Raw genomic sequence first — 16298 nt, 5'->3', positions numbered from 1 at the left:
GAGACCCCACATGCTCGGACCGGCCCTGGCCGCAGTCATCGGCATCGCCGTCGTCGGCGTCTTCCACGGCATACGCATGTACCGGGCGGAGGCCAAGCTCCCCGGTGACCTCGCCATCGCTCTCGAGGTCGGCGCCACCCGCACCAGCTACCCGGGCATGGCCATCGACCGCCTCGGCATGCGCTGGGCCCCGTCGGTCCAGCGCCTGATGGGCCCGCGCCGCGTCGACCGCGTCCGCCGCAGACTGGACATGGCCGGCAACCCGGGCGGCCTGACAGTGGACCGGTACGCGGCCCGCCGCGCCGTGTACGGGGTCCTCGGCGGGCTCGTCGCCTTCGGCATGCTCATGAACGGGCACGTCGTCCTCGCCGTCCTGTTCCTGCTCTACGGCCTGTTCTGGACGGACGTCCTGCTCCGGGCGGCCATCGCCCGCCGCCGGGACGACATCGAACGCACCCTGCCGGACTTCCTCGACGTCCTGGCCGTCGTCGTCTCCGCCGGCCTCGGCTTCCGGCAGGCGCTGGAGCGCGTCGCGGAGAAGTACGCGGGCCCCTGGTCCGACGAACTGCGCATCACCCTCCGGCAGATGGACATGGGCATGGGCCGGCGGGAGGCCTTCGAACAACTGCGCCGCCGCAACGAGTCGGAACAGGTGTCCATGTTCGTCTCCGCGCTCCAGCAGGGCGAGGAACTGGGCGCCCCGATCGTCGACACCCTGATCCAGATCGCCAACGACATGCGCAGGACGGACGCGCAGAACGCCAGAAGGAAAGCGGCGAAGGCCGTCCCGAAGGCGACGCTCATCGTCACGAGTTTCATGCTGCCCGGCACGATGATCCTGATCGTGGCGGGCTTCTACTACGCGGCCGACGTCGACTTCGGCGCGATTTTCGGCGGCTGAGGGGTGAGGGTCCCGCGATGAAGGTTCACGAGTGATTCGACCAACGGTCTTCGCTCACGCAAGCGAATGTGGGAGATTTTCCCCGGAGGCCCGGCGTAGTTGCGAGACTCCATGGAGTGATCGGCGGCGAGGGAGGCCGGACCGACATGAACCAGCGGTCCGTCGAAGGGGAACGAGGGGTACGCCATGAAGGACTTCGGCCTGCACAGGGTCGCGGCTGCGACGAGGCTCCGCCTGGAAGGACTCCGCCGTCGCGGCGATCGGGGGCAGGGCTCGATCGAGTACGTCGGGATCACGATTCTGGTGGTGGCGATCGTGGTGCTGCTGCTGAACACGAACATGGGCAGCGAGATCGCGAACACGTTCACTCAGAAAATCAACTCCGTGCTCAACGGCGGAGGTGGCGGCGGGGGCGGTGGCGGCGGCTGATCCGGGCCGGACAGCAGGACGCCGGACAGGCGACGCCGCTCTACATGGCGGCTGTCGTGGGCCTGCTCTTCCTGGTCCTGGTGTATCTGGCCTTCGGGCAGGCCGACGTGACCCGCAACGGCACGCAGACCGCGGCCGACGCGGCCGCGCTGGCAGCAGCCCAGGAATCCAGAGATCAGCTTGCATTGACCGACCTCCTCGACGACCTGGAGGCCATCCTCGACGGCGAGCTTCCGGCGGGCACCCCGGACGGTTGTGCGCGGGCTGCCGACTTCGCCGGCAGGAACGAAGCCGTGGCCGACGGGTGCGCGCCGCTGAACGACGGCCGATGGGGCTTCACGGTCGATGTCCGGTCCCGGAATTCGATGGGCGACAGCGTCATCGAGGGAACCGGCAGCAAGCACGCCACGGCGCGTGCCACGGCGGTGGTCGAACCACGCTGCACCTTCACGCCCGGGGAGACCCCGGCACCGGAGCCGGGCGAAGGGGAAGAGGAGGACGAGCAGAAGCCCGCACCGGGCAAGCTGTTCTGCGACTCCGACGAGTGGGTCATCGACCCCGAAGAGCCCGATCTGCTGCCCGACATGGCAGACCTTTTCACTGTCCGACTGGCCGAGGACTGAGCCGATGAGCGCAAAGGAACAGGATTGATGAGCATGCGGCACATGAGGACCATGCGCCGGGCGGGGGTGGCAGCCGTGCTGTCGTCCGCGTTGGTCCTCACCCTGTCGGCCTGCGGCGGCGACGGCGACGAGGGGAACGCGAAGGGTTCGTCGTCTTCGGCACCCGCCGGGACCAAGGGCAGCGACGAGGCCGGTTCCGTGCCGGAGTCGACCCCCAGTGCACCGGCCGACCCGATTGCAACGGTCAAGGGGGACAAGGGGGTGGAGATGTCCGTGTACTCGGCGCGCAGGGACGAGGGCGGCTTCCTCACGTTGGAGGGCGAGGTGAAGAACACCGGATCGGAAGGGTTCACCGCCCCCGTCCAGTGGAGTGGCCAGGAGCAGTCCGTCGCAGCCACCGGCCGGTCGTTCGCCGGTATGACCCTGGTCGACTCACAGGGAAAGAAGCGGTACTACGTGCTGCGCGACACCGACAACCGCCCTCTCACCACCTATGCCTACAGCAGCTTCATCCAGCCAGGTGACTCTCTTACCTTCTTCGCCCAGTTCCCCGCCCCACCGGCCACCACCACCCAGGTCGCCCTCCAGTTCCCGGGCTTCCCCAGCACCACGATCGAGCTCTCCTGATGCGCCCCGCGACCAGGATCACCGCGACCGCCGTCGTTCTCGCGGGTGCGCTCTCCGCCGGCCTGCTCGCCGGCGGCAACGCCTACGCCGACGACGGCCCCTACGCGGCGCCGCCCGCCGAGGCGCCCGTCAGGCTCGACGCCGACGACTCGGACCTGAAGCTTCCCGAGGGCGCGACGCTCGCCGACCCGAAGGTCGTCGACATCAAGTCCGTCGTCGAGGACATCAGCGGTGAGGAGCGCCGCGAGGAGACGAACTCCGACATCAAGTTCGCCCTCCAGGCCGAGGTCCTCTTCGGCAAGGACAGCGCCGAGCTCTCCGGCGAGGCGACGTCCCGCATCTCGGCGATCGCCGTCGAGATCAAGAACCAGAACGCCAAGAAGATCCGCGTGTTCGGCTTCACCGACGACCTCGGCACCGAGGCGCACGGCGACAAGCTGTCCAAGGAGCGGGCCGACGCCGTCCACAGTGTCCTGGCACAGCAGTTGAGCGCCGAGGGCATCACGTACGAGATCCGCGGCTACGGCGAGGACTACCCGATCGCGAGCAACACCTCGGAGGAGGGCCGCCGGAAGAACCGCCGTGTGGAGGTGTCGTTCCCCAGGGAGTGACGGCCGCGCTCAGTACTGCGTCTGGGCGAACAGTCCGAACGCCCGGGAGACGAACGCCCGCACGGTGCCCCGGCGTGTCAGGACGGACCGGTCGACGCCCGTGAAGAGCGCCGCGAGCGTGATGTCCGCGGCGACGGCGCGGCCGGTGACGGTCACAGCGATCTGCCGGCGCCGGCCGCGGCCGGACCGTGCCACGGTGATCCTGGTACCCGGGTCCTCGCCGTCCGGCAGTCGCGTGAGCACGTACCGGCGGCGGTTCACGGCCCACAGGCGGTACCGGTCCCCGCCGTACCTCATGCGCAGTGCGCGCCCGCGGTGGGTCGGGGCCCAGCGGTTCCTCGACGTGTGGACCGTGGCGTCCCCGAGGCGGAGCGTCATGCGGTTCAGCGTCGGCAGGGTGAGGACTTCCGCGTGGATTCCCCGGGATTCGAAGGTCGCCGTGGGTATGGACCCGCCGCGCACCTCGGCGACGACGGATTCCGAACTCGACGGGTTCAGCGGGCTGGTGACCTTGATGTCCCCGAACTCCGGTGACGTGCCCCGCCAGCCTGACCGCTGCTCGCGTCTGCCGCCTTCCTTCCAGTGGTGCAGCACGAACGGGGTGGCGGCGGAATGCATGGTTCTCCTCGCTGGTCGCGCAGGTCGGAGAACCACGGTACGGGGGCGTGGGTTCGGCCCGTGAGCCGCACGTCAGGTGTCGATCACGACCGTGACGCCCCGCCGCACCCCCCACTCTGCCAGCGCCCCCGCCTCCGCCTCGAGCACATGGCGGGCGCGCGGCCGCGGCAGGCCCACGCGGCCCGGGGGCATGGTGCGGACGGTGAGGACGCGCAGGTCACGGTCCAGGTAGGCCACGTCGATGGCGAAGCGCATCCCCACCGAATGGACGCTGCCGCACGGGGTCAGCAGCATCGCGCCCCCGATGCCGTCGCGGCCGAGGAGACCGCGGCGCCGGGTCCGGTACGTGGCGGCGATCTCGACCCCGGCGACGGGGCGGCCGTCGATCGTCAACGTCCCTGTCCCGTCGCGCCATCGGCGTCCTCGTCGCATGGCCTCCACCGTAGTGCCCGGCCCGGCCTACCCTCGGGGCGTGGACGCAGCGCTGATCGTCGTCGCCGCCCTGTGGGGTGCGGGCACCGGCCTGCTGTGCCCGCGGGCGGCGTACCGGCTCTCCGTGGAGGCGGGCGAGGCATGGCGCAAGGCCTGCCCGGCGGGGCACGTGTACGCGGGGCCGGGGCGCGGGTGGCTCGGGGGTGCCTGCTGCGCGGCTCCCGTCCCGGCGCGGCTCGCGGCACCGCTCGTCACCGCGGCGGCGTGCGCCGTGCTCGCCGCGACGACGGGCGCGCGGCCGGAGGTGGTGGCCTGGCTGGTGCTGGCGCCGTTCGCCGTGCTGCTGGCGCTGGTCGACCTGCGGGTACGGCGGCTGCCGGACCGGCTGACGCTGCCGATGGCCGGCGCGGCCGCAGTGCTGCTCGGGGTGGCCGCGTCGGCGCCGGGTGCGGGCGGGGCGTGGGCGACGGCCCTGCTGGGTGGACCCGCCCTGGGCGGCGCCTACTTGGCGCTGTTCCTGATCCACCCGGACGGCATGGGGTTCGGCGACGTGAAGCTCGCGCTCGCGCTGGGCGTCGTACTCGGCTGGTACGGCTGGGCGGTGCTCTTCGCGGGTGCGTTCGCGGGCTTCCTGTTCGGCTCGCTGTACGGGCTCGGGCTGGTCGCCCTGCGCCGCGCCGGCCGCGGGAGCACCATCCCCTTCGGGCCGTTCATGCTCGCGGGGGCGCTGGCAGGTGTCGTCCTGGGCGGGCTCGCCGCCACCTGATCCGGGTCGCCTGGCCCGCGGGGTCGGGAGCGCCGGAATACGCGCGACACGGCCGTCCGCCGGCGCGCAGAATCGGCCCATGGAGCCCATCGCGAAGAAGCCCGTCAACATCACCGAAGCCCTTGCCTCCTTCGAAGACGTCTACAGTCCGCGCATCGTCGCGCGTATGAACGACTACGACGTCCGTGTCGCGCACACGCTGGGCGACCACGTGTGGCACGTCCACGAGGACACGGACGAGTTCTTCCTCGTCCTCGACGGGCGGTTCGACATCGCCCTGCGCGCGGCGGACGGCACCGAGTCCACCGTGGAGCTGCGCAAGGGCGACACCTTCGTCGTCCCCAAGGGCACCGAGCACAAGCCCACCTCGACCGGCGGCTCCATCCTGATGTTCGAGCCGTCCGGTACGAGCTCGACCGGCGACCGGCACGAGGGCGAGCTCCCCGGCAACGTCGACAGCACGACCGGCCACGAGCTGACCTGACGGCGCGGGCGGCGCGGGCGGCGCGTCACGCGTGAGGCCCGACCGTCACCGTGCCGACGGTCAGCTCGGCGCGGCCCTCCAGGGCCGCGCCCACCCGCTCCACCTCCAAGGCCAGTTCCTCGCGTGCCGCCGCCGGCTCCAGCGCCTCGCCGACCGGTTCCACCGTCACCGCGACACGTCTGCCGGAGCGGCGCTGGTGCCAGACGCCGGCCACGACCCCGTCCACCAGCACCACCGGGTAGTTGCCGGCCTGGCCACCGGCCAGCGCCCGGCCGGCGGCCGCTCCCGGGAACAGCCGCTCCCGGGGCCGGCAGGCGACGGCGAACGCGTCGAAGTAGGGAAGGAGGCGCACGCCGCGCGCCGGTTCCCGGTCAGGGAACGAGGCGTCGCCCCGGGCGACCCACGCCGGCGCGCCCTCGAAGGTGACCTCCGTGATCCTGTCCCCGGCCGCCAGGTCCGTGAAGAGCCGGGCCGCCCAGGCCGGCGGCGCGCCCAGCCACCGGGCGAAGTCGCCGGGCGTGGCGGGCCCGTACGCGCGCAGATAGCGGTGCACCAGTGCGGGGAGAGCGTCCTGCCCGTCCATCGGCGTGATCCCGGGGCTGGTGTACGTGACGTTGCGCCCCCTGTTGGGGCCGAAGGCGAGGGCGCCGCGATGCGCGGCCGTGTGCGTGACCTGACGCCACCGCGGCCACTTGTCCTGGAAGGCCTCCATCACCCGCTCGCCCGCCCACGCCCCGGTGCGGGCGACGATCGCCTCCGTCAGCTCGTCGACGGTGAGCGGCTCGCCCGCCAGCGCGTCACGGACGGCCGCGACGACCTCGTCGGTCTGCCCGGGTGTCATCCGTACGCCGTCCGGCCACGGATTCTTTCCGGCGGGCACCGCCGACAGCGCGCCCGTCCACATCGGAAGGTCCGCCGTGGGCAGCAGATGGACGGTGCCGCGCGGGCCGTACGTCTTCACCAGCGTCCGGTCCGTCCACAGTGCGTGACGCACGTCCGCCCGGGTGGCGCCGGGCGGCAGCCGCAGGGCGACGGAGAGCTCCCCGGCGGACAGCACCTGCGCGTGGGCGCCGAGCATCGCGCCGGCGACGGCGGCGGGGGCGGTGAGGCGCGGGGTTCCCGGTGCGGTCAGCCCCTGACGGGCCAGCCGCCGGGCGTTCGCCCGCGGCCAGGTCACATCGGCGGTCTTCTTCGTCATGCAGGCGACGCTAGGACCCGTACAGGTCAGATGCTGTCCTCTTTGAGCCCCGGGGCGCCGTCCCATTCGATCGCCTGACGGTACGCGGGCCCGTTCGTCAATGCGGCGCCTCGGGGCCGGGGTCCCCCGTGGGAGGTACGGCCCGGCCGCTCCCGGCCCGCTGCCGCACCGCCCCGCGCCGTCCGCGCCGAATTCCGGCGGTACTTCCGGCATGGCGTGGCACCACGCACCGCTTACGAAGGGTTATGGTGGAAACCCCCCCTCGGGCCGGTCCGTATCCCCCCCACGGACCGGCCCGTTTTATGTTTCCTCCCAGGCGGGTCAGCCCCGGTCGGCCCAGATGTTCGTGCCCTTCGTGTCCACCGCGAAGGTGTCGATCTCCTCGAGCTCCGCCTGCGTCAGAGGCGCCCCGGCCAGTGCCGCGACGTTCTCCTCGAGCTGCTGCACGCTCGACGCGCCGATCAGCGCGGACGTCATCCGCGGGTCGCGCAGCACCCACGAGATCGCCAGCTGGGCCAGCGACTGGCCACGGCGGGCGGCGATGTCGTTCAGCCCGCTCAGGCGGCGCACGACCTCGTCGGACAGCAGGTTCGGGTCGAGCGACTTGCCCTGGGTGGCCCGCGAGCCCTCCGGGATGCCCTTCAGGTACTTGCCGGTGAGGAGTCCCTGCGCGAGCGGCACGAAGGAGATGCAGCCCATACCGGCGCTCTCCAGCGTGTCCAGCAGGCCGTCGTCCTCGATCCAGCGGTTGATCATCGAGTACGAGGGCTGGTGGATGAGCGCCGGGACACCCATCTCCTTCAGCAGCCGGGCGGCCTGCGCGGTCTGCTCCGCGTTGTAGGAGGACACACCCACGTACAGCGCCTTGCCCTGCTGCACGGCGGATGCGAGCGCTCCCATCGTCTCCTCGAGCGGAGTCTCCGGGTCGAAGCGGTGGGAGTAGAAGATGTCGACGTGGTCGAGGCCCATCCGCTTCAGGGAGGCGTCCAGCGACGACAGCAGGTACTTGCGCGAACCCCACTCGCCGTACGGGCCGGGGTGCATGAGGTAGCCGGCCTTGGTGGAGACGACGATCTCGTCCCGGTAGCGGGCGAAGTCCTGCGCGAAGATCTTGCCGAAGTTCAGCTCGGCGGAGCCGGGCGGCGGTCCGTAGTTGTTCGCAAGGTCGAAGTGGGTGACGCCCAGGTCGAAGGCGCGGCGCAGGATCGTGCGCTGCGAGCCGAGGGTGCGGTCGTCGCCGAAGTTGTGCCAGAGGCCGAGGGAGAGCGCGGGCAGCTTGAGGCCGGAGCGGCCGCTGCGGCGGTACTCCATGGACCCGTAGCGGTCGGGGTCGGCGAGGTAATAAGGGGAATCAGTCACGCTTCCCTCCTTATCACGGACTTGTGACACACCGGGTTGGGCCGCCGTGCCCGGCCCGCAGTAGGGTTGCGCCTTCGGGGACTGCCGCATGGAGGGGTGTAAGAACTGTGAACCTGCGCGACCTGGTGTACAGGCTCTACGCACGCCGGGTGGAAGGCCGCCTCGACCATGCCCAGGTGCCCAAGCACATCGGTGTCATCCTCGACGGCAACCGCCGCTGGGCGAAGGCCTCCGGCGGCACGGCCGCACAGGGGCACCAGGCCGGCGCCGACAAGATCTCCGAGCTGCTCGGCTGGTGCGCGGAGACCGATGTCGAGGTCGTCACCCTGTGGCTCCTGTCCACGGACAACTTCGACCGCCCCGAGGAGGAGCTCAAGCCGCTCCTCGGCATCATCGAGAACACGGTGCGCAACCTCGCCGCCGACGGGCGCTGGCGCGTGCACCACGTGGGCACCCTGGACCTGCTGCCCGACCACACGCAGCGGGTGCTGAAGGAGGCCGAGCAGGCCACGGCGGACGTCAAGGGAATACTGGTCAACGTCGCCGTCGGCTACGGCGGCCGCCAGGAGATCGCGGACGCGGTCCGTTCGCTGCTGCTGGAGCACGCGGAGAAGGGCACGAGCTTCGAGGAGCTCGCCGAGATCGTCGATGTCGAGCACATCTCCGAACACCTGTACACCCGGGGGCAGCCGGACCCCGACCTGGTGATCCGCACCAGCGGTGAACAGCGGCTCTCCGGGTTCATGCTCTGGCAGAGCGCCCACTCCGAGTACTACTTCTGCGAAGTCTTCTGGCCGGCGTTCCGTAAGGTCGACTTCCTGCGCGCACTGCGCGACTACGCGGCGCGCCACCGCCGCTACGGCGCCTGACCGCCCGCCTCTTCCTGAACCGGGCCGCCCCGCGGCCCCCTTCACGCCCCGCCCCGGACCGGCGCGGCGCGGCAGCCGCGCGCCCCCTCGACGCGCCTCGTCACCGCACGTTCATCCGGTGGACGCCCGGCCTGCCGGCATGGCCGCAGTTGTTCGAGGGCATACCTCTTGCAGGTCGACGTCCGATCCACGAACGTCGGATCTCAGTGAGCGGCTCACGCCGCCCACCCGGGAGGCCCTTTGCACACGAAGGACTGCACCAGCGGTGCGGACCACGCGGAGGGCCGGCGCTCGGCCCGCGCATCGTGGCCTGAGCCCGGCCCGTCCCCCGCTTCGGCGGGAGGACCCATGGCCCGCGACGCCGTCGCACCCCGACCTCGTCCGAGGGGGTACGTCCTTCCGTGGTGAACAGCACAAAGCGCCGTATGAACGACCGGCGCACCTACGTTCTCGACACCAGCGTCCTGCTGGCGGACCCGAAAGCCATGAGCCGCTTCGACGAGCACGAGGTCGTGCTGCCCGTCGTCGTGGTGACGGAGCTGGAGGCCAAGAGGCACCATCCGGAGCTCGGGTATTTCGCCCGTCAGGCCCTGCGCCTGCTGGACGACTTCCGGGTCCGGTACGGCCGCCTCGACTCTCCGCTGCCCATCGGGGACCTCGGTGGCACGCTGCGCGTCGAGCTCAACCACTCGGATCCCGGCGTACTGCCGGCCGGATTCAGGCTGGGGGACAACGACTCACGGATTCTGGCCGTCGCGCGCAACCTCCAGGCGGAGGGGTACGACGTCACGGTCGTCTCCAAGGACCTGCCGCTGCGTATCAAGGCGTCGTCGGTCGGCCTGCTCGCGGAGGAGTACCGCGCGGAGCTCGCCATCACCGACACGGGCTGGACGGGAATGACCGACCTGCCCCTGACGGCGGAGCAGGTCGACCTGCTGTACGGGGAGGAGACGCTGTACGTACCGGAGGCGGCCGATCTCCCCGTGCACACCGGTCTGGTGCTGCAGTCCGAGCGCGGCAAGGCGCTGGGGCGGGTCACGCCCGAGGGCAACGTCCGCCTGGTGCGTGGCGACCGTGAGGTGTTCGGCATCCACGGACGCAGCGCCGAGCAGCGCATCGCCCTCGATCTGCTCCTCGACCAGGAGGTCGGCATCGTCTCGCTGGGCGGCCGGGCCGGCACCGGCAAGTCGGCGCTGGCGCTGTGCGCCGGCCTCGAGGCGGTCCTCGAGCGCAGGCAGCACCAGAAGGTGATGGTCTTCAGACCCCTCTACGCGGTGGGCGGGCAGGAGCTCGGCTATCTGCCGGGCACCGAGGCCGAGAAGATGAGCCCCTGGGCGCAGGCGGTCTTCGACACGCTGTCCGCCGTCGCGGGCCGTGAGGTCATCGAGGAGGTCCTGAACCGCGGCATGCTGGAGGTGCTGCCCCTGACGCACATCCGGGGCCGTTCCCTCCATGACGCGTTCGTCATCGTCGACGAGGCCCAGTCGCTGGAACGGAACGTCCTGCTGACGGTTCTGTCCCGTATCGGGGCGAATTCCCGGGTCGTCCTGACGCACGACGTGGCCCAGCGGGACAACCTCCGGGTCGGCCGCTACGACGGAGTGGTCGCCGTGGTGGAGAAACTGAAGGGGCATCCGCTGTTCGCGCATGTCACTCTCACCCGCTCCGAGCGTTCGCAGATCGCCGCACTGGTGACCGAAATGCTGGAGGACGGGCACATTTGATCCGATAGGCCCGAGGGGCCTATCTGGCAAAAAGGGCATGTCACTTGAAGCCGCCCGGCGAAGCGCAAGAGCGTAGCCGGGCGGCGTCGTGCTGTCCGCCGATTCCTTCAAAAGCCCTGGCGTAAACGGGGTGTGAGCTTTCACACGCAACGAAGAATTGCCTTGCGGCCTCGCCCTGCGGCAGAGTCTTGCTTCCGTCAGGCCCCGCATGCGACACATCCGCACCACAGTTGGTGCACAGCAACACACAATTCAAGACATGTCAGTCGCATGCCGCCCGCGAGCACAATGCGGCAGCTCCCCCGGGGAGTTGCCCACCGGGCCCGCGCCTCCCGTGACCCGATCAGTGGGGAGGCCAGCGTCAGGGGCAAGATTTCGCTCGCGGGGTCACCTGTGCGGGCGATGCTGGAAGGAAACCGTGTGAGCCGGATCTCGGTCCGGGGATTCGCAGTGGCTTCGGCTACTGCGGTCACCACCGTCGGCGCCGTCGTCGGCGTCGCGTCGGGCAACACTCAGCCGTCGGGCGACAACCTCGAGGCCACCGCTGCCGACGCGACGCTCCTCGCGGACATTCCCATGGGCCAGCAGGCCCAGATCCAGGTGTCGTCCCTGACGCAGCAGGCCGACGCACAGGCCGCTGCCGCGGACGCGGCTGCGAAGAAGTCCGCCGAGGAATCGGCACGCATCCAGGCTGCCGAAACCGCCAAGGCGAAGAAGGAAGCCGCGGAGGAGCGGGCTCAGAAGGAGCGCGAGGAGGCCGCGGCCGCGGAGGCCCGTGCCAACCGCGACGCCGTCCGCGACGCGTCGAGCTTCTCCACCCAGGCGTCCTACACGGTCGCCGAGGTCCAGGCGATGGCACGTCAGATGGTGCCCGCCGACCAGTTCCAGTGCTTCAGCAACATCGTGGACCACGAGTCCAGCTGGAACTACCGCGCGCAGAACCCGTCTTCCGGTGCGTACGGCCTCGTCCAGGCGCTGCCGGGCTCCAAGATGTCGACGGCGGGCGCCGACTGGCAGACCAACCCGGCCACCCAGATCAAGTGGGGCCTGAACTACATGGACAGCCGCTACGGCAGCCCGTGCGGTGCCTGGTCGTTCTGGCAGGCGAACCACTGGTACTAGCCGGCAGCCGGTCCGCCGGCCGCTCAACTTTCCGGAGCCCCTCACCGTCCTACGGTGAGGGGCTCCGTGCGTGTACGGTCGGAATCCGGTACTCCCGGGTGGGGGACACCCGCGCCCTCGGGGCGCAGGGGGAGAGTGGCGGGGGGAAGAGGAAGCATCATGTCGAAGGTTCCAGGATGGCTCGGCCGAGTGGGCGCCGGGCTGACCCGGATGGGAGAGCGTCTGGAGGAGCGCCGTAACGAGGGCGCCCCGGACGTCGACGACGAGCTGCCCGGCTCCCCACGGCTCCCCGAGAGCGTTCCGCCGCCGCCGGCGTACGCACCCGCCGTGGCGGCGAAGCCCGATCCGGTCGCCGCCATCCCCTGGGGGATCCGCGTCGCGGCGGAGGCGGGCTGGCGGCTGCTCGTACTGGCGGGCACCCTCTGGGTGTTGATGCGGGTGATCAGCGCCGTGCAGTTGGTGGTGCTGGCGTTCGTGGCGGCCCTGCTCGTCACCGCGATGCTCCAGCCGACCGTCGCCCGGCTGTGCAGGCTCGGCCTCCCGCGGGGCCTCGCCACGGCGGTGACGGCGATCCTCGGCTTCGTCATCATGGGCCTGGTCGGCTGGTTCGTGGTGTGGCAGGTGATGGACAACCTGGACAACCTCTCCGACCGCGTCAGGGACGGCATCGACGAGCTGAAGCGCTGGCTCTTGGACAGCCCGTTCCATGTGACGGAAAGTCAGATCAACGACATCGCGCAGAATCTGAGCGACACGATCGGCACCAACACCGAGGAGATCACCTCTGCCGGTCTCCAGGGCGTGAGCGTGATGGTCGAGGTGCTCACCGGGATACTGCTGGCGATGTTCTCCACGCTGTTCCTGCTGTACGACGGCAAGCGCGTGTGGCTGTGGGTGCTGAAGCTGGTCCCTGCGCAGGCCCGCCCGGGAGTCGCCGGCGCCGGCCCGCGCGCCTGGCGCACACTGACCGCGTACGTGCGGGGCACGGTGGTGGTCGCGCTGATCGACGCGATCTTCATCGGTCTCGGGATCTACTTCCTCGATGTGCCGCTGGCCGTGCCGCTCGCCGTGTTCATCTTCCTCTTCGCCTTCATCCCCCTGGTCGGCGCGGTCGTCTCCGGTGCCCTCGCGGTGGTCGTCGGGCTGGTCACCCAGGGCGTGTTCACGGCGCTGATGGTGCTGGTCGTGGTCCTCGCCGTCCAGCAGATCGAGGGTCATGTGCTGCAGCCGTTCATCCTGGGCCGCGCGGTGCGGGTGCACCCGCTCGCCGTGGTCCTCGCCGTCGCCTCCGGCGGCCTGGTCGCCGGTATCGGCGGCGCGGTGGTCGCGGTGCCGCTGGTGGCCGTGACCAACACGGTGGTCGGCTATCTGGCCGTGTACGGCAGGGAGCAGGCGCTGCGCCAGGCGCCGCCGCCGCACGGCTCGACGTCCCTGGACGCGGCGGCGGTGACAGCCGCGGCCGAGGAACCCGGGCCGGCGCAGAACCGGACACCCGAGGAGCCGGAGTGATCTCGGAACCGGAGCTGGTGCCGGAGGGGCACTTCGGCGCGGCCGAGCTCCCCGGTCAGCGCCCGGCCGCCGACGACATGGTGGCGGGGGACCAGGAACCCGCGGGTCCGCGCCGGGCCCTTCCGGCGTGGCTGTGGGCACTAGGCGGCGCGGTCGTCGCGTCGGCGGTGTGGGCGGCCGGCCTGTACGTGTACTCCACCGCCGGACCGGACCTCGGGGGTTACCGCGCCGGCCGGAATCTGTGCGTGGACGCGGAGTTGAAGGCGCTGTCGGCCGCGATCGGCGAGCGGGTGGACCAGGGCTCGGCATGGCGCAGTGCGCACGAGAGCCTCGACGACGCGTCGTGCTACATCGAGATGAGGCCGCAGGGGTACGAACTCCCGACCGACGAGGACGGGAACGAGCTGGGTGCGCTGCCGAGCGTCTCCGTGGGTTACACCCTGCACAAGAAGACCGACCCCGGCCCCGAGTTCGAGGGGATGATGGCCGCCCGGCACGCGGCCGTCGAGGACACCGCCGTCGACGACGCGTCCGTCGACGACCCGGCAGGGGACGGGACGACGGCACTGCGGCGCGTCGACGGCCTCGGTGAACTGGCCTTCGTCGTCCGGGACAGCGGCGGCATCACTCTGGAGGTGCTCGACGGCCAGGCGGTGCTGTCCCTGTCGACCAGCAGCGACTGGGACGTGGACACCGGCGAGCCGCTCACCGACGTGAACGACCTCGAGCCGATGCTGATCGAGGACATGAGGGCACTGCTGGCCAGGCTGAAGAGCTGAGTGCGCGCAGAAGGGCCCCGCGGACCGGAACGGTCGGCGGGGCCCTTCTGTCGTGTGCGCGAGGACTACTCGGCCATGACGGCCTCTGCGTCCAGCGTCGTGCCCACGGCCTGGATCACCGCGGCGATCTTGACGGCCTCCTGGACCGTCTCGCGGTCCACTCCGGCCTTGCGCAGCACCTGCTCGTGGGAGTCGAGGCACTGGCCGCAGCCGTTGATGGCGGAGACGGCGAGCGACCACAGCTCGAAGTCGACCTTCTCCACACCGGGGTTGCCGATGACGTTCATCCGCAGGCCGGCACGGAGCGTCCCGTACTCCGGGTCCGACAGCAGGTGCCGGGTCCGGTAGAAGACGTTGTTCATCGCCATGATCGCGGCGGCCGACTTGGCGGCGGCGTACGCCTCGGGCTTGAGGTTGGCCTTCGCCTCCGGCTCCAGCTCACGCAGCACCCGCGGCGAACGCGAGGCGATCGCGCAGGCCAGCACGGTGCCCCACAGCTGCTGCTGGGGAAGCTCGCTGTTGCCGATGACCGAGCCGAGGTTCAGCTTCAGGTCCTTGGCGTAGTCCGGCAGGGCGGCCTTCAGTTCATCGAGAGCCATGTGGGATCACTCGCCCGACAGCAGCGCGACGGGGTCCAGGGTGTTCTCGCCCTTGGTCCAGTTGCACGGGCACAGCTCGTCGGTCTGCAGGGCGTCCAGCACCCGCAGGACCTCCTTGGGGTTACGGCCGACGGAGCCGGCGGTCACCATGGTGAACTGGATCTCGTTGTTCGGGTCGACGATGAAGACGGCGCGCTGCGCGAAGCCGTCCTCGCCCTCGATGCCGAGGTCGCGCATGAGCTCGTGCTTCGAGTCGGCCATCATCGGGAAGGGCAGGTCACGCAGGTCGGCGTGGTCCTTGCGCCAGGCGTGGTGGACGAACTCGGAGTCGCCGGAGAAGCCGAGGATCTGGGCGTCACGGTCGGCGAACTCGTCGTTCAGCTTGCCGAACGCGGCGATCTCGGTCGGGCAGACGAAGGTGAAGTCCTTGGGCCACGCGAACACGACCTTCCACTTGCCCTCGTAGGACTTGTGGTTGATCTGCTCGAACTCCTTGCCACTCTCCAGCGAGACGCAGGCAGTCAGCTCGAACGTGGGGAACTGGTCACCGACAGTGAGCACGCGCTCTCCTTGCAAACAGGATTTCCCTTTTGGGGTCATCCGGTGGGGTTGGACGGATCTTGATAGTGGCACAGGGTGCATTGATCGCGGAAATAGCTAGACTCGGTCATCGCGATCGGAGGAACTTATCAGTGGCCGTAACAAACAGGGGCAAACAGCCGAGTCTCGCACAGCTGCGCGCCTTCGCTGCCGTGGCGGAGCATCTGCACTTCCGGGACGCGGCGGCGGGAATCGGGATGAGTCAGCCGGCGCTGTCCGGCGCGGTCTCGGCGCTCGAGGAGGCACTCGGTGTCCAGCTCCTCGAGCGTACGACGCGCAAGGTGCTGCTCTCCCCGGCGGGGGAGCGGCTCGCGGTCCGGGCCAGGGCCGTGCTGGAGGCCGTCGGCGCCCTCATGGACGAGGCGGAGGCGGTACGGGCGCCGTTCACGGGCGTGCTCCGGCTCGGCGTGATCCCGACGGTCGCGCCGTATCTGCTGCCGACCGTGCTGAAGCTGGTCCACGAGCGGTACCCGGAGCTCGATCTCCAGGTGCATGAGGAGCAGACCTCGTCCCTGCTGGAGGGGCTCGGCGCGGGGCGGCTGGACCTGCTGCTGCTCGCCGTGCCGCTCGGGGTGCCCGGAGTCACCGAACTGCCCCTGTTCGACGAGGACTTCGTCCTGGTCACCCCGGAGGACCACTGGCTCGGCGGCCGTCAGGACATCCCGCGCGAGGCCCTGCGCGAACTGCATCTGCTCCTCCTCGACGAGGGGCACTGCCTGCGGGACCAGGCCCTCGACATCTGCCGCGAGGCGGGCCGCACCGAAGGCGCCCCCGTGACCACGACCGCCGCGGGCCTCGCCACACTCGTCCAGCTGGTCGCGGGCGGCCTCGGTGTGACGCTGCTGCCCCGGACGGCAGTCGATGTGGAGACCGGCCGCGCCGGCCGCCTCCAGACCGGCTGGTTCGCCGATCCGGCGCCGTCGCGCCGGATCGCGCTGGCGATGCGGTCGGGGGCCGCCCGGGGCGGCGAGTTCGAGGAGTTCGCACAGGCCCTGCGGGAGGCGATGCGCGCACTGCCGGTGCGGGTCGCGCCCTGAGAGGACGGACG

The 16298-nt window shown here is 70.6% G+C and carries 19 protein-coding genes; 13 read left to right on the top strand and 6 right to left on the bottom strand.

Annotated elements, in window-relative coordinates; all coding sequences use genetic code 11:
• Positions 1-10 precede the first annotated feature (10 nt).
• From SPRI_RS13995 to SPRI_RS13975, 5 genes are all read left to right on the top strand, one after another.
• On the top strand, positions 11-901 hold the full coding sequence (locus SPRI_RS13995; RefSeq protein WP_005312667.1) for a DUF5936 domain-containing protein: 891 nt from the start codon (positions 11-13) through the stop codon (positions 899-901).
• Positions 902-1087: 186 nt separating this feature from the next.
• Positions 1088-1330: a hypothetical protein gene (locus SPRI_RS39310; RefSeq protein ID WP_005312664.1), complete on the top strand. Its 243-nt coding sequence runs from the start codon at positions 1088-1090 to the stop codon at positions 1328-1330.
• Positions 1327-1953, top strand: coding sequence for a pilus assembly protein TadG-related protein (locus SPRI_RS39305; RefSeq protein WP_324616026.1), 627 nt, complete (start codon positions 1327-1329; stop codon positions 1951-1953). Before SPRI_RS39310 ends, SPRI_RS39305 begins: the two co-directional genes overlap by 4 nt.
• 27 nt (positions 1954-1980) lie before the next feature.
• Entirely contained in the window at positions 1981-2580 is a 600-nt protein-coding gene (locus tag SPRI_RS13980) for a hypothetical protein (RefSeq protein WP_037773856.1), read from the top strand.
• Positions 2580-3191: an OmpA family protein gene (locus SPRI_RS13975; RefSeq protein WP_005312657.1), complete on the top strand. Its 612-nt coding sequence runs from the start codon at positions 2580-2582 to the stop codon at positions 3189-3191. Before SPRI_RS13980 ends, SPRI_RS13975 begins: the two co-directional genes overlap by 1 nt.
• 9 nt (positions 3192-3200) lie before the next feature.
• On the opposite strand, the gene SPRI_RS13970 is transcribed toward SPRI_RS13975, so the two are convergent.
• Together SPRI_RS13970 and SPRI_RS13965 are read right to left on the bottom strand one after the other, a co-directional pair.
• Positions 3201-3809, bottom strand: a complete 609-nt coding sequence (locus SPRI_RS13970) for a hypothetical protein (protein ID WP_037773854.1) — start codon at positions 3807-3809, stop codon at positions 3201-3203.
• A 72-nt stretch (positions 3810-3881) separates the two neighbouring features.
• Positions 3882-4241, bottom strand: coding sequence for a DUF192 domain-containing protein (locus SPRI_RS13965; RefSeq protein WP_037773852.1), 360 nt, complete (start codon positions 4239-4241; stop codon positions 3882-3884).
• A gap of 40 nt (positions 4242-4281) precedes the next feature.
• Between SPRI_RS13965 and SPRI_RS13960 the strand changes: the two genes are divergently transcribed.
• Positions 4282-5007 (top strand): prepilin peptidase, encoded by a 726-nt coding sequence (locus SPRI_RS13960; RefSeq protein WP_053557741.1) that lies wholly within the window; start codon positions 4282-4284, stop codon positions 5005-5007.
• 79 nt (positions 5008-5086) lie between these two features.
• Positions 5087-5491, top strand: a complete 405-nt coding sequence (locus SPRI_RS13955) for a cupin domain-containing protein (protein WP_053556974.1) — start codon at positions 5087-5089, stop codon at positions 5489-5491.
• Between the two features lie 25 nt (positions 5492-5516).
• Here SPRI_RS13955 and SPRI_RS13950 read toward each other — a convergent pair whose 3' ends face one another.
• Both SPRI_RS13950 and mgrA read right to left on the bottom strand, forming a co-directional pair.
• Positions 5517-6689, bottom strand: a complete 1173-nt coding sequence (locus tag SPRI_RS13950) for a winged helix DNA-binding domain-containing protein (RefSeq protein ID WP_053556973.1) — start codon at positions 6687-6689, stop codon at positions 5517-5519.
• A gap of 321 nt (positions 6690-7010) precedes the next feature.
• Positions 7011-8048, bottom strand: a complete 1038-nt coding sequence (gene mgrA / locus SPRI_RS13945) for an L-glyceraldehyde 3-phosphate reductase (RefSeq protein ID WP_005312642.1) — start codon at positions 8046-8048, stop codon at positions 7011-7013.
• A gap of 107 nt (positions 8049-8155) precedes the next feature.
• Between mgrA and SPRI_RS13940 the strand changes: the two genes are divergently transcribed.
• From SPRI_RS13940 to SPRI_RS13920, 5 genes are all read left to right on the top strand, one after another.
• Positions 8156-8917, top strand: a complete 762-nt coding sequence (locus tag SPRI_RS13940) for an isoprenyl transferase (protein WP_005312639.1) — start codon at positions 8156-8158, stop codon at positions 8915-8917.
• A 401-nt stretch (positions 8918-9318) separates the two neighbouring features.
• Complete coding sequence (locus tag SPRI_RS13935) at positions 9319-10641, top strand: PhoH family protein (RefSeq protein WP_005312636.1); 1323 nt, start codon at positions 9319-9321, stop codon at positions 10639-10641.
• Between the two features lie 420 nt (positions 10642-11061).
• The gene (locus SPRI_RS13930) at positions 11062-11763 is read left to right on the top strand and encodes an aggregation-promoting factor C-terminal-like domain-containing protein (protein WP_037773849.1); all 702 of its coding nucleotides are present in this window, start codon (positions 11062-11064) and stop codon (positions 11761-11763) included.
• Positions 11764-11922: 159 nt separating this feature from the next.
• Positions 11923-13272: an AI-2E family transporter gene (locus SPRI_RS13925; protein WP_037773848.1), complete on the top strand. Its 1350-nt coding sequence runs from the start codon at positions 11923-11925 to the stop codon at positions 13270-13272.
• On the top strand, positions 13269-14051 hold the full coding sequence (locus SPRI_RS13920) for a hypothetical protein (protein WP_005312626.1): 783 nt from the start codon (positions 13269-13271) through the stop codon (positions 14049-14051). Before SPRI_RS13925 ends, SPRI_RS13920 begins: the two co-directional genes overlap by 4 nt.
• A gap of 65 nt (positions 14052-14116) precedes the next feature.
• Here SPRI_RS13920 and SPRI_RS13915 read toward each other — a convergent pair whose 3' ends face one another.
• Both SPRI_RS13915 and SPRI_RS13910 read right to left on the bottom strand, forming a co-directional pair.
• Positions 14117-14650: an alkyl hydroperoxide reductase gene (locus SPRI_RS13915; protein WP_005312623.1), complete on the bottom strand. Its 534-nt coding sequence runs from the start codon at positions 14648-14650 to the stop codon at positions 14117-14119.
• A gap of 6 nt (positions 14651-14656) precedes the next feature.
• The gene (locus SPRI_RS13910; RefSeq protein WP_037773847.1) at positions 14657-15211 is read right to left on the bottom strand and encodes a peroxiredoxin; all 555 of its coding nucleotides are present in this window, start codon (positions 15209-15211) and stop codon (positions 14657-14659) included.
• 131 nt (positions 15212-15342) lie between these two features.
• On the opposite strand from SPRI_RS13910, the gene SPRI_RS13905 reads away from it, so the two are divergent.
• Entirely contained in the window at positions 15343-16287 is a 945-nt protein-coding gene (locus SPRI_RS13905) for a LysR substrate-binding domain-containing protein (RefSeq protein ID WP_053556972.1), read from the top strand.
• Positions 16288-16298 lie beyond the last annotated feature (11 nt).

It is taken from the genome of Streptomyces pristinaespiralis (genome assembly GCF_001278075.1).
In the GTDB taxonomy this organism is placed as follows: domain Bacteria; phylum Actinomycetota; class Actinomycetes; order Streptomycetales; family Streptomycetaceae; genus Streptomyces; species Streptomyces pristinaespiralis.
The sequence above is the reverse complement of the archived record's forward strand: the minus strand, read 5'-3'. Positions and strand labels throughout refer to the sequence as shown.

Coding starts and splice junctions, on each gene's coding strand:
- SPRI_RS13995 (WP_005312667.1), top strand. CDS start 11: ATGCTCGGACCGGCCCTGGCCGCAGTCATCGGCATCGCCGTCGTCGGC.
- SPRI_RS39310 (WP_005312664.1), top strand. CDS start 1,088: ATGAAGGACTTCGGCCTGCACAGGGTCGCGGCTGCGACGAGGCTCCGC.
- SPRI_RS13980 (WP_037773856.1), top strand. CDS start 1,981: ATGAGCATGCGGCACATGAGGACCATGCGCCGGGCGGGGGTGGCAGCC.
- SPRI_RS13975 (WP_005312657.1), top strand. CDS start 2,580: ATGCGCCCCGCGACCAGGATCACCGCGACCGCCGTCGTTCTCGCGGGT.
- SPRI_RS13970 (WP_037773854.1), bottom strand. CDS start 3,809: ATGCATTCCGCCGCCACCCCGTTCGTGCTGCACCACTGGAAGGAAGGC.
- SPRI_RS13965 (WP_037773852.1), bottom strand. CDS start 4,241: ATGCGACGAGGACGCCGATGGCGCGACGGGACAGGGACGTTGACGATC.
- SPRI_RS13955 (WP_053556974.1), top strand. CDS start 5,087: ATGGAGCCCATCGCGAAGAAGCCCGTCAACATCACCGAAGCCCTTGCC.
- SPRI_RS13950 (WP_053556973.1), bottom strand. CDS start 6,689: ATGACGAAGAAGACCGCCGATGTGACCTGGCCGCGGGCGAACGCCCGG.
- SPRI_RS13925 (WP_037773848.1), top strand. CDS start 11,923: ATGTCGAAGGTTCCAGGATGGCTCGGCCGAGTGGGCGCCGGGCTGACC.
- SPRI_RS13915 (WP_005312623.1), bottom strand. CDS start 14,650: ATGGCTCTCGATGAACTGAAGGCCGCCCTGCCGGACTACGCCAAGGAC.